Source organism: Aeromonas sp. QDB11, from assembly GCF_027705265.1.
In the GTDB taxonomy this organism is placed as follows: domain Bacteria; phylum Pseudomonadota; class Gammaproteobacteria; order Enterobacterales; family Aeromonadaceae; genus Aeromonas; species Aeromonas allosaccharophila.
The window spans coordinates 1-12,759 of sequence record NZ_JAPDBM010000039.1; the positions used below are offsets into that span (position 1 = coordinate 1).

At 57.8% G+C, this 12,759-nt stretch carries 8 protein-coding genes and 4 tRNA genes; 5 read left to right on the plus strand and 7 right to left on the minus strand.

The features are described from left to right. Positions 1-64: 64 nt before the first annotated feature. From gorA to OKC40_RS13810, 5 genes are all read right to left on the minus strand, one after another. Complete coding sequence (gene gorA / locus OKC40_RS13790) at positions 65-1,414, minus strand: glutathione-disulfide reductase (protein ID WP_270795584.1); 1,350 nt, start codon at positions 1,412-1,414, stop codon at positions 65-67. Between the two features lie 76 nt (positions 1,415-1,490). Then, positions 1,491-3,458 carry an ATP-binding protein gene (locus OKC40_RS13795; protein ID WP_270795585.1) on the minus strand — a complete coding sequence of 656 codons (1,968 nt, stop codon included), beginning with the start codon at positions 3,456-3,458 and terminating at the stop codon, positions 1,491-1,493. Positions 3,459-3,575: 117 nt separating this feature from the next. Then, the gene (locus OKC40_RS13800) at positions 3,576-6,656 is read right to left on the minus strand and encodes a multidrug efflux RND transporter permease subunit (RefSeq protein WP_042656855.1); all 3,081 of its coding nucleotides are present in this window, start codon (positions 6,654-6,656) and stop codon (positions 3,576-3,578) included. Between the two features lie 15 nt (positions 6,657-6,671). Next, entirely contained in the window at positions 6,672-7,805 is a 1,134-nt protein-coding gene (locus OKC40_RS13805; protein WP_042063327.1) for an efflux RND transporter periplasmic adaptor subunit, read from the minus strand. Next, positions 7,802-8,398 (minus strand): TetR/AcrR family transcriptional regulator, encoded by a 597-nt coding sequence (locus OKC40_RS13810; protein ID WP_270795586.1) that lies wholly within the window; start codon positions 8,396-8,398, stop codon positions 7,802-7,804. Before OKC40_RS13810 ends, OKC40_RS13805 begins: the two co-directional genes overlap by 4 nt. Positions 8,399-8,630: 232 nt before the next feature. Here OKC40_RS13810 and OKC40_RS13815 point away from each other — a divergent pair. The 5 genes from OKC40_RS13815 (at position 8,631) to OKC40_RS13835 (ending at position 9,786) form a co-directional block, all read left to right on the plus strand. Then, positions 8,631-8,707, plus strand: a tRNA-Arg gene (locus OKC40_RS13815). A 50-nt stretch (positions 8,708-8,757) separates the two neighbouring features. Beyond that, positions 8,758-8,833: transfer RNA gene (locus OKC40_RS13820), tRNA-His, on the plus strand. Between the two features lie 20 nt (positions 8,834-8,853). Beyond that, positions 8,854-8,939: transfer RNA gene (locus OKC40_RS13825), tRNA-Leu, on the plus strand. A 75-nt stretch (positions 8,940-9,014) separates the two neighbouring features. Continuing rightward, a tRNA-Pro gene (locus OKC40_RS13830) sits at positions 9,015-9,091 on the plus strand. Between the two features lie 182 nt (positions 9,092-9,273). Then, positions 9,274-9,786 carry a ricin-type beta-trefoil lectin domain protein gene (locus OKC40_RS13835; protein ID WP_111808859.1) on the plus strand — a complete coding sequence of 171 codons (513 nt, stop codon included), beginning with the start codon at positions 9,274-9,276 and terminating at the stop codon, positions 9,784-9,786. 23 nt (positions 9,787-9,809) lie between these two features. Here OKC40_RS13835 and pyk read toward each other — a convergent pair whose 3' ends face one another. Both pyk and OKC40_RS13845 read right to left on the minus strand, forming a co-directional pair. Continuing rightward, positions 9,810-11,288 (minus strand): pyruvate kinase, encoded by a 1,479-nt coding sequence (pyk, locus tag OKC40_RS13840; protein WP_270795588.1) that lies wholly within the window; start codon positions 11,286-11,288, stop codon positions 9,810-9,812. 72 nt (positions 11,289-11,360) lie between these two features. Continuing rightward, positions 11,361-12,698: an MFS transporter gene (locus tag OKC40_RS13845; RefSeq protein ID WP_270795589.1), complete on the minus strand. Its 1,338-nt coding sequence runs from the start codon at positions 12,696-12,698 to the stop codon at positions 11,361-11,363. Between the last annotated feature and the right edge of the window lie 61 nt (positions 12,699-12,759).

The following is a 12,759-nucleotide window of genomic DNA, read 5'->3' on the forward strand; positions in this document are numbered from 1 at the left end:
GCCCGACCAAGCATTTTTATTATTCCAGATTTTTTGAACGTGTGTAGGTGGTTTTTCTACACAATCATGTGAGGGTAACGAACTCTTCTGCACTGGTCGGATGGATAGCCACGCAGTTGTCGAAATCTGCCTTGGTGGCCCCCATCTTCATGGCGACGCCGAAGCCTTGCAGGATCTCGTCCATCGCAAAGCCGATACCATGCAGACCGACCACCTTCTCTTCCGGGCCGACACAGACCAGCTTCATCCGGGTGGGCTGGCGATGCTGGGTCAGTGCCGAGTACATGGCGGTGAACTGGCTGCGGTAGACCTTCACCTGGTCCTCGCCGTATTCGGCGATGGCTTCCGGTTCGGTCAGGCCGATGGTGCCGATGGGCGGGTGGCTGAACACCACGGTCGGCACCAGATCGTAGTTGAGGTGCTCGTTCGGCTTGTTGTTGAACAGCCGCTCGGAGAGACGGCGGCCCGCCGCGACGGCTACCGGCGTGAGCTGGATGCGACCCGTGTTGTCACCCACCGCATAGATGTTGGCGACGGAAGTGTTCTGGAACTTGTCGGTCGGGATAAAGCCCTTCTCGTCCAGCGCGATGCCTGCGGCGGCCAGATTCAGGTTGTCGGTAGCCGGTACCCGGCCGATGGCCCAGATCAGGCAGTCGACGGTGAGGTGGCGACCATCTTCCAGTTGCAGGGTCAGGCTGTTGTCAGCGTTCTTGAGCACGGCTTTGGGAGTGGCGTAGGTGTGCAGCTTGGGCCCTTCCTGCGCCATGATTTCGACCAGTGTCTCGTGGATCATGGGGTCGAAGTTGCGCAGCGGCGCGTGCTTGCGCACCACCAGATGGGTCTCTGAGCCGAGCGCCTGCATCACCCCTGCGATCTCGACTGCGATGTAGCCCGCACCCACTACGGCAACCCGCTTGGGTTGGCTTTGCAGGTCAAAGAAACCGTCGGAGTCGATACCCAGCTCGGCACCCGGGATCGCCGGAATTTCCGGGCGGCCACCGGTAGCGATCAGGATATGATCGGCCGTGTAGTGCTCGCCATTGACCTCGATGGTGTTGCTGCTGACGAAGCGGGCGAAGCCCTTGATGACGGTGATCTGGTTCTTGCCCAGCACGTTCTGATAGGACTGGTGAATGCGGCCGATGTAGGCCTGGCGGGACTCGACCAGCTTGGCCCAGTTGAAGTGGTTGAGGGTGGTGTCAAAGCCGTAGTCGGCGCCATATTTCAGGGCATCGGCGATTTGGCCGGCATACCACATGGCCTTCTTCGGTACGCAGCCTACGTTGACGCAGGTTCCACCCAACTCTTTGGCTTCAATCAGGGCAACTTTCTTACCGTACATGGCAGCCCGGTTGGCAGAGGCGATACCGCCGCTGCCGCCGCCGATGGCGATATAGTCAAAATGCTGTGCCATTGCGAGGTTCTCCGCTCATTAAGAATGCAATCACAGCATGATGGGGATAAAGCGGCTGGCTCACAAGAGCCAGCGCTCAGTTATGTTGGATCGGCAGGCGAATATGGAACTGGGCGCCCTGGCCCGGTTCGCTGGCACAGCTGATACGGCCTTTCAGCAGTTGCACCACCAGGTTGTAGATGATGTGGGTGCCAAGACCGCTGCCGCCCTGACCCCGCTTGGAGGTAACGAAGGGATCGAAGATGCGGGGCAAGATTTCGGGCGGGATGCCGCGGCCGTTGTCCGAATAGTCGATAAACAGCTCCTCTCCCTGCTGTTCCACCTTGATGGTGATCTTCTTCGGTTTGTCCCAGCTGTCGAACCCGTGGTTGATGGAGTTGAGGATCAGGTTCGAGTAGATCTGGGTAAAACTGCCCGGGAAGGAGAAGATCGACAGCTTGGGATCGCACTGAATATCCACTTCGCACTGGCTCTTCTTCAGTTTGTGGCCAAGCGAGACCACCACCTGATGGAGGTTGTCGGCGAGACTGAAGTTGTAGCGCGCTTCCGATGACTGGTCGACAGCAACCTGCTTGAAGCTGGCAATCAGCTCGGAGGCGCGCCGCAGGTTGCTCTGCAGCAGTTGCATCGACTCGTCGAGGTTGACGGTGAACTCGTTGAGATAGGAGCGAGACAGCTGCTTGGAGTCGATATGAGACTTGAAGTCGGCGACCCGCTCTTGCAGGTAGGAGGAGGCGGTCACGCTGATGCCGATCGGAGTGTTGATCTCGTGTGCCACCCCGGCCACCAGCGAGCCGAGGGAGGCCATCTTCTCCGACTCCACCAGGGTCTGCTGGGCCTGTTTCAGGTCGTCGTACGCCTTGCCCAGCTGGTTGTTGGCTTCACTCAGGCTGCGGGTGCGTTCCACCACCTTGCCTTCCAGCTGTTCGTTGAGCTGGATTATCTCCCGCTCGACCTTTTTCAGCTGGGTGATGTCGTAGCCAAACCCGATCTGGTATTTGAGGTTGGGGCCATCGTAGAAGGGAACGAAGGTCCATTGCAGCACCAGCTCGTGGGCCTGCTGGTCATGCATGATGACCTCCTGATCTGCCAGCGAACCCTCTGCGGCCAGGATGTTGTTCAGCTCTTCCCGCTGGGTCGGGCTGACAAACAGATCCAGCCAGTTGTGCTGCAGCAGCTCCTGCTGGTGGTAGCCGGTCAGCAGGATGGCGGCCGGGTTGATGCTGGCAATGGTCAGGTCTGGCTCCATGCAGCAGATGACCATGTTGGCCGAGTTGATCAGGGTGGCGGAGAAGTCCCGCTCCTGCTGCAACTGTTCAGCCGCCTGATGGCGGGCAACCAGTTCATCACGCAGTCTGGTGCGCATCTGGTTGAGGGTGGCGACCAGGGTATCCAGCTCATCGGGTTTCTTGCGCGGTTGCGGGCGTCCCTCCAGCTCCAGCTCCATATCGAGCCGGTCCAGATTGAACTTCTGGGCGTAGCTGGCGATGCGATTGAGGTGCCGCACCACCAGATAGTAAATGATGATCAGAATACAAAATGAGACCACCAGGGTCTTGATGGTCTGGCTGACCATGATCAGCACCGATTTTTCGATGAGGCGCTGGTAGATCTGCTCGAGAGAGGCGGCAACGAACAGCTTGCCCACGATTTCACCCTGATAGGTGAGGTTGAATTCGCGGGAGATATCGTAGCTTTCCCGTTCGGTCCCCTGGGTCAACAGCGGGACTTCGGAGTTGCCGAGCATCTCCTTGACCATCACGAACTGCATGTTGGGCAGGTTCATGATCCCTTCGATCTGCACCTTGACCTGCTCTTCATCCAGGTTCCACAAGCTGGCGGCGATGGGTTGCAGGAAAGAGGCCTCGATCTGGCCGATGCTGTCTTCGATAACGGCCACATCCTTGCGGTAATCCCAGGCGAGTTGCAACACCGTAATGATCATCGCCAATACGGTACTGCACACCAGAATGTAGGAGAGCAGGCGGTATGAGAGTCCGTTGCGGCCTACGGCCTCGGCGGTCTTGGAGATAAGTCCTGACATGGCGTCCTTGCGGTCTGGATGTGATGTTTTTTAGTTTAACTGCTTCATGCACTTATGTCGTCTTTCCTGCGAAGCATAAAAAAGGCCCCGTGTCGGGGCCTTGGCGTGTCGTGATGATCAGTGTCCGCTGTTTGCCTTGGGCGGAATGGTTTCATCGAATACCGGCAACGGTTTGTGCTCGGAAGCCAGATAGGTGTAGATCACTGGCAGCACGAACAGGGTGAACAGGGTACCGATGGCGAGACCGGCCACGATGACGATACCGATGCTGAAACGCTGGGCCGCACCGGCGCCAGTGGCGTAGAGCAGCGGGATCAGACCGGCAATCATGGCGGCGGTGGTCATCAGGATCGGACGCAGACGCACCTTGGCAGCCTGCATCACGGCTTCCATCCGGTTCATGCCGCGCAGCAGCTGCTCTTCTTTCGCCACTTCACAGATCAGGATGCCGTGCTTGGTAATCAAGCCAACGAGCGTGATCAGGCCCACCTGGGAGTAGATGTTCATGGTCGCCAGTCCCCATGCCAGGGCAATCAACGCCCCACTGATGGCGAGCGGTACCGAGACCATGATGACCAGCGGGTCACGCACCGACTCGAACTGGATGGCCAGCACCAGGAAGATGATGGCCAGTGCCAGCGCGAAGGTGGCATAGAGCGCATTGCCTTCGGTGACGAACTGACGGGCTTCACCCATGAAGTCGTAACGATAGCCTTGCGGTAGCTTCTCGTCGGCGACGGTCTGGAACCAGTTGATCGCATCACCCATGGCCACGCCCGGAGCCGGAACGGCGCCGATGGTAGCGGAGTTCAGCTGGTTGAAGTGGGGCAGGGCGCGAGGCTCGCCAACTACTTCAATGGTGATCAGACTGCCGAGCGGGATCGACTTGCCGTCTGCGGCCCGCACGTAATAGCCCTTGATGGACTCCGGATTGAGACGGTATTTGCGCTCGACCTGCGGGATCACCTCGTAGGAGCGGCCATCCAGGTCGATACGGTTGACGTAACCGTCCGCCATCATGGTACCCATGGTGATACCGATGTCCTGCATGGTGATGCCGTAGGCACCCGCCTTGTCCTTGTCGATGCGGATCTTCATGGTGGCGGAGTCGTAGTTCAGATCGAGATCCGAATAGACGAACTGACCGTTGCCCTGAGCGGCAGCCAGAATCTCGCCGGCCACCAGGAACAGGCTTTCGAAGCTGTTCGGGGTAGTGATGACGAACTGGATCGGCAGACCACTGGAGGCACCTGGCAGTTCCGGGAACTGGAAGGTGGTGATGGCCATACCCGGAATGTCTTTCACCAGATTGGCGACCCGATCCAGCACCTCTTTCTGGCTCGCTTCACGCTGACTCCAGGGTACCATGGAGGCGATACCGAACGCCTGGTTGGCGTTGAATACCCCCGAGAAGACCTGGGAGAAGGCGATTTCCGGCTGCTCATCCAGGATCTTGTTCACATCCGCCATGGTGTTTTCGATGTAGTCCAGGTTGGCGTTGGACGGTGCGGTACCCAGCACCGCCATGACCCCCTTGTCCTCTGACGGGGCCAGTTCACTCGGGATGAACTTGAACAGCAGCGGCAGGCTGCCGAACACGATGACGGCGAACGCCACGATGACGATGCGCTTCTTCATCACCGCATGCAGCATGCTGTCGTAGCGATCGGTCATCCGTTCCAGCAGGTGGTGGACAGTGCTCTCGAATTTACCCGGCGTTTCATTGGCCTTGAGCATCTTGGAACACATCATCGGCGACAGAGTCAGCGCGATGATGCCCGAGACGAACACGGCGCCCGCCAAGGTCAGGGCAAACTCCTTGAACAGGGAACCGGTGATGCCGCCCATCAGGGCGATAGGGGCGTATACCGCCGCCAGCGTGACCGTCATGGCGATGACCGGCACCGCAATTTCACGGGTACCGATGATGGCGGCCCGGAACGGCTCTTCCCCCTCCTTGATATGGCGGTCGACGTTCTCCAGCACCACGATGGCGTCATCCACCACCAGACCGATCGCCAGCACCATCGCCAGCAGGGTCATCAGGTTTATCGAGAAGCCGAACATATCCATCATCATCACCACGCCGATAAGGCTGAGCGGAATGGTAATGATCGGGATGATGACCGCGCGGAATGAACCGAGGAACAGGGTGATGACCACCAGTACGATGGCAGCCGCCTCCAGGATGGTCTTGATAACCTCGTGAATGGACTCGTTGATCGCCACGGTGGAGTCATACATCACGTTGAGATGCATGGTGCTTGGCATGTTGCGCTCAAGGCTCGGCAGCAGATCCAGCACATCGCGGGCGATGTTGATGGGGTTGGCTGTCGGTGCGGCGTTGACCGCCATGACTACCGCTTCGCGGCCGTTGGCGCTGGCACGATAGATGTCGTGGCTCTTCTCCAGGCTCACCTTGGCAATGTCGGAGAGGCGGATCACCTTGCCGTCACGGGTGGCAACCACCAGACGCTTCAGCTCGTCGACATCCTTGACCTGGGTCTCGGCGTTGCCGTTGAACAGGGTGAAGTAACCGGTCGCCTGACCTGTCGCGGACTGATAGTTGTTGCTGTTGAGCACCGTCATCACGTCGCTGGCGGTCAGGTTGAAGGCCGCCATCTTGGCCGGATCCAGCCATACCCGCAGGGCAAACTCGACACCGCCGTAGAGGTCAACCTTGGAGACCCCGCCGACAGTAAAGAGCTGCGGCTTGATAACCCGCTCCAGATAGTCGGTGATCTGGCTGGAGTTGAGCTCCGGGCTGGTAAAGCCAAGGTAGAGCACCGCCGTGGTTGAACCGGTGGAGGAGGTGACCGACGGGTCTTCCGCCTCTTTCGGCAACTGGGAGCGCACCGAGTTCACCTTCGCCAGGATGTCGGACAGCGCGGCGTTGGGGTCGGTGTTGAGCTTCATGTACGCGGTGATGGTGGAGCTGCCCAGCTGGCTGGATGAGGTCATGAAGTCGATGTTGTCGGCTTGCGCGACCGCCTGTTCCAGCGGTTGGGTGATGAACCCCTGGATCAGGTCAGAACTGGCGCCATAGTAGCCAGTACTGACGGTGATCACCGTGTTGGTCACCTCGGGGTATTCCCGTACCTGCATCTTGAAGATGGCCTGAAAGCCCAGCAAGGCGATCAGGAAGCTGAGCGAGATCGCCAGCACAGGCCGTTTTATAAATATGTCAGTAAATCGCATCGCAGATCTCCGCGCTTACAGCATCGGGGTTTGTGCCGGGACGGCCAGGGCATCGTTCTCGACCACATGCACCTTGGTGTCGTTGCTCAGGCGAACCTGACCCGACAGTACGATCTGGTCACCGGCCTGGATGCCGGAGAGCACATGCACATCGTTGCCACGGCGCTCACCCGCCTTGACCACCACCTGCTTGGCCCGCAGCACTTTCACCTTGTTGCCTTCCTTGTCAGTCTCTTCGCCCTCTTTGAGCACGTAGACGTTCTGACCGTAAAGGGTGAAGGAGATGGCGGTTTGCGGGATCACAATCTGATCTTTCACCGTCGGCAGAATGATGCTGGCGCGGGCGAACATACCGGAACGGAGCTGACCGTCGTTGTTCGGGATGTCAGCCTGCACCTGGATCAGGCCGCTCTGGTAGTTGACCGCTGGTTCGATGGCGGTGATGTGACCGTCAAACTGGGTTTGCGGATAGGCATCCACATTGATCTTGATGGTCTGGCCCAGGGTGATTTTGGAGATATCGGTCTGGGGCACAGTGAAGCGCAGACGCATCACGCTGGTATCTTCCAGCCGCACGATATCGGTGCCCGGCTGCAGATACTGGCCGAGGAAGACGTTACGCAGGCCAACGACACCACTGAACGGCGCGCGCACTTCACGGCGGGTAATGGTCGCCTTCAGGCTCTCGATATCCGCTTCCAGCGAGCGATAGGCCGCTTCCGCCTCATCCAGCTGCTCTTTGGAGATGGAGCTGGTCTTGTAGAGGTTCTGGAAACGCTCGAACTTGGCCTTTGCCGCCGGCAGCTTGGCCTGGGAGGCGCGCAGATTGGCCCGCTCCACGGTGGAGTCCAGACTCAGCAGCAGCTGTTCGGCCTTGACCGGTTTGCCCGATTCGAAGGTGATGGCATCGATGGTGCCCGCCAGCTCGGTGGAGAGGGTCACCCCCTGATTCGGCTCGATGAAGCCGATCGCTTCGATGGTCGGTACCCAATCCTGCGCCTTGGTCACCATGGCGGTGACTGGGAACTCGGGTTCCGGCCGGTTGGCCATGTATTGGGCAATCATCTTCTGTTTGAACAAATTGAAGCCGATGACGCTGCCAAACAGGGCGATCGCTATCAGCAACATAATGGCCATCCATTTTTTCATGAACAGGCTCCTGAGGTGGAAATGTAGGGGAGTAAAATGGCATTCCAGCTGGCGCGGATCGCGGTTTCCAACTGCGATTCGGTCAACGTGATGTTGTGTACCCTGCACTGCAGGGCAAGATGCATGACACTGTCCAGACTCAACACCTGGAGTGCCCGTATCGGTAAGTCAATAAACAGTCCTTGTGCCACGCCCTGTGCAAAAAAGCGGTCCAGAGGTTCCCATGCCGCCAGGATGACCGGATTGGTTTCCAGGTCTGCCCCCAATGGCGAGCTCTCGTACTGCAATTTGCACTTGATGGCGTTTGGTTCGTTAACAAAAATGGTATGAATATTGAGCCATAGTTGGCGAAATTGTTGAAATGAAACTTTATCGACATCTACACCGGCCATGACCATGGGGACACACTGCAAGATAGTGTGTTGATGCAGTTGCCGGATCAGGTCATCCTTGTCGCCAAAGTAGCGATAGATGGTGCCGGTAGCCACGTTGGCCTTTTTGGCGACTTCCGCAATCGACAGACCATGAAAACCCCGCTCACCCAGCACCTCATGGGCTGCGTTGAAGATGCTCTCTTTCTTATCCGGAATCATCAGTGTGTCTTTCAATTGAATGAACGTTCATTCATTTTAGGTGGGTGTCAAATCAAGTCAAGGTTGCAAGACAATTTGACATGGGAATTACCCCTTTTCGGGGGGCAGGCAGGGGATAAGTGGAAGAAAAATGCACGATGTGTTTGAAAAAGCAACGGTCAGTGCATTGATGGCAGAAAAGTGTAGACAAACCCCCGTCCATCATCAATAATGCGCCCCGTTCGACAGCGTAGCGCCCGTAGCTCAGCTGGATAGAGCGCTGCCCTCCGGAGGCAGAGGTCACAGGTTCGAATCCTGTCGGGCGCACCATCAAACGTGCGCCGGTTAAACGGGCGTGTTGTGGAACGAAAACAGCTGTGGTGGCTGTAGCTCAGTTGGTAGAGTCCCGGATTGTGATTCCGGTTGTCGTGGGTTCGAGCCCCATCAGCCACCCCATTTTACAGCTTGTCAGGTATGCGAAGGTGGCGGAATTGGTAGACGCGCTAGCTTCAGGTGTTAGTGCCCCCCGGGTGTGAGGGTTCGAGTCCCTCTCTTCGCACCATACTTGCTGTATGATGAGGATGACCATCAGGTCGTCTTTGTTTTTTGAAGTAAACTATTTTGAAAGAAATAGCCTCGGTGATTAGCGCAGTCCGGTAGCGCATCTGGTTTGGGACCAGAGGGTCAAAGGTTCGAATCCTTTATCACCGACCACATTTAGAAAAACCCCGCTTCGGCGGGGTTTTTTGCTTTCTGGCCTTCGCTGCACCAGCTCTCCCCTATCTCTGTTACGTCTGTTTACACTCTATCCGGGCAGCGCGCCCCGGCTTTCGGTTATGCTGCTGCCTCGAGTCACTGACAACCGGATGTCATCGGCCCATTTCAGGCGTTTTTCCATGAATAATAAAATTTCCGTTGCTTGCACTCCTGCCATACTGGCTGCCTTGCTGCTGGGGGGGTGTACCATCAAGCCGCCATCAACCGATGTGATGATGGGCTCCATTACTTCGCAACCGCAGGAGCGGGCGCTCTCTCCCTTGCTGACCAGCGGCGATTTTTGCGTCGCGGTGTCGCAACAGAAGGTGCTGGCCCTCTCCTGCAGCGGCAAAGACGATCAGCTATTCGAGTGGGATCTGGGGGAGTTGCGCCTGCAGGATCGTTGTCTGCAAGCCAAAAACGACAGCGAGTTGATGCTGGCCCCCTGTGACGGTCAGCCGCAGTGGGAGTGGCAAAAGGACCGGCTGTTCAACAGCAAGGTCTCCCGCTGCCTCGATGTGGCCGGGCGACGCCATACTCCCGGCACGCCGCTGCGGCTGGCCGAATGTTACGGTGGCGCAAACCAGAGTTTCAGCTGGCAACGGCCCAACCCCTGGCTGGAGACCCTGAAAAAACAAAGCCTCACATGGTGAGGCTTTGCTATCTCTATTCGGCGTTAGAGGCAGGATAATTTCCGGCTGGACTGAACGTCGCGGTGCTTGCTGCCGAGCGGGATCAGGCGGCAGACATCCTCACTACCCGCACCCTCCAGCGAATCGAGCCGGTTAATCAGCAGAGATTGAATGCCATGTAGTTGATTGGCTTGCTCCAGCGTTGCTATCAGCTGCCGTGAGTCTCTCTCATCTTCCACTTCCTCTTCATAAAAGAGGGGGGTGACACCGCGCAGAATCGTCATCTGGTTGAGTAACATGGGTTTGTTGGACAGTGCCCAGATTGGATTGTTCAGGTTGCTGCGAGAGATAGCGGTGACAGCATCTCCCTGTGAGGTCAGCACAGCGATACCACAGGATTGATCGTGACTGAACGCAGCCGTCATTGCTGCCAGTGCCATGCAGTGGCTGGATTGATCGCTGTGATGGGACGCTTTCTGCCAGCGTGGTTGAATCGGGTCTATTTCACGTTCTGCTCCGTGTGCGATGCGAGCCATGGCTTCCACTGCCTCGACCGGATAGAGACCCGCCGCTGATTCGGCTGACAGCATGACGGCATCAGTACCGTCTATCACCGCATTTGCGATATCCAGCACCTCGGCTCGGGTTGGCATTGGGCTACTGATCATGGACTCCATCATCTGGGTGGCCGTGATGACCGGTCGGCCGAGCTGATGGCAACGTTTGATCAGCTTCTTTTGTACGCCGGGCAGTCTGGCATCGCCAATCTCTACCCCCAGATCTCCACGTGCCACCATGACGATGTCTGCGGCGCGAATAACCTCGTCCATCGCCTCGACCGAGGCCACCACTTCCGCTCGTTCTACCTTGGCGACGATGGCGGCATGACTGCCTGCGGCCCGGATCAGCGTTCTGGCCTCAACAAGGTCGGCAGCACAACGAGGGAAGGAGACGGCGATAAAGTCGGCCTCGATCTGGCTGGCGGTCAATATATCGGCTCTGTCTTTGTCGGTGAGTGCCGGGGCGCTGAGCCCTCCACCCAGTACATTGATCCCCTTGCGGTCGGAGAGGGGGCCACCAATCTGCACCTGGGTGAAGATACTGTTTCCTTCGATATGCAGGACCTCAAGCTGGATCCGGCCATCATCCAGCAGCAGGATGTTGCCGCTGCGTACGTCGTTGATCAAATCCGGGTAGTCGAGGCCGACGCGATCCTGATCGCCCGGTTGGTCACCTAGCGCCGCATCAAGGATAAAAGAGGCGCCAGGGGCCAGGGTGATGCTCCCTGTGGCAAAGCGGGCAATACGGATTTTTGGGCCTTGCAGGTCGGCCAGGATCCCGATATGGAGCCCCAGCCGGGCGGCGGTCGTGCGGATTAGGCTGGCGGTGGCAATATGTTGCTCACCGCTGCCATGGGAGAAGTTCAGGCGAAACACATTGGCGCCAGCCTCCATCAGTTTTTCCACCATGTCGGCCGTTGAGCTCGCAGGGCCCAGAGTGGCAATGATTTTGGTTTTACGCATCGGAAACATCCCTTCTCGGATTGGGCAATGAAAAAAGGGTGGTCAATTGACCACCCTTTGTCTGTTACAAGATCAATAATCGACAACTTTTTTGGCGTTCCATACCGTCAAGGCGAGCAGCATGGAGACCACGGATGCACCGAGCCAGAAATACTGGGCACTGCTGAAGTCATAGTGAGTGACACCATCGACCACGCTGGTTTTGATCAGGGCGGCGGAGACCAGCTCCTGACAGGAGGCTGCGATGTAGGAGCAGAGGCCGATAAAGCCCTTCACGGCGCCCACGGCAGTTTTTGGCATCAGGTCACAGGCTGTCAGGCCCGCCAGGAACACGACCAGTCCCCCGATGGCATAACCGATCAGCGCCAGTGCGACGGCATCCATCATGCGGCTCTGCGGGCCCCAGAACATCAGGCACATACCGGCAATGTTGGCCAACCCGTAGAGCAGGGTCGGGATGTGGCGGTTGGCGTTGAAGATTTTGTCAGAGATGATGCCCGCCAGAATGGCGCCGAGGAAACCGGCGAGGGGGTAGGCAGACATGGCAAAGCCCGCATCGATCAGGTTGTACCCTTTCTGCTCTTGCAGATAGAGCACGGCCCAGGAGCTCATGGCGTAGCGAGACATGTACATGCAGGCACAGGCTGCCGCGATCAGCCATACGGTCGGCTGTTTAAGCACAAACAGCTGGGCGCGACGGATCTCGGCTGGCTCGACCTTCTTGGTGATCTCCGCTTGTTCGCCAAAGGCAACGGCAGGTTCTGGCAGGGCATAGGTCTGCGGGCGATCTTTCAGCACCAGATACATGCACAGCGCGGCAGCCAGAGAGGCAAGACCGGCACCGATAAAGCCTGCTTTCCAGCCGAAGAAGCTGACGATGCTGGCGGTCAGGATCCAGGAGATGCCTTCACCGATGTTGCGGGAGCCGCCCCAGATGGAATAGACGGAGCCCCGCTGTTTGGGGGAGAACCACTGGAAGATGGAGACGCAGGATGGTGCAGAACCGACCGACTGGAACCAGCCATTCAGACCCCACATCAGCACCAGGAAGAAGGTCGCGGTATTCATGCCCATCAGGATGGTACAGATGGAGGAGAGACCGAGCGAAACCGACATGAAGCGGCCAATGTTGGCGTAGTCGGAGAGGAAGCCGTTCGAGAACTTGCCTACGGCATAGGTAAACAGGAAGGCGGAGCCAATGATCCCCAGCTCTTCCAGCGTCACTATGCCGGCGTCCAGCATGGGTTTCTTGACCACGTTCAAACTCATTCGGACGACGTAGAACATGGCGTAGCCGAGTACCAGACCGAGGAACACCTGCCATTGGTACTTGCGGTAAATCGAGCGGATTTTATCGGGCGAGGCATCCATGACCGGAAGGTCTGCTCGCGTTTTGAAAAAGTTGAACATATTGTTCTCCGTGTATGTTGGGCTGCAAGGTTTCAGAGGAAGCTCTGTTAGCTGGAGCCAT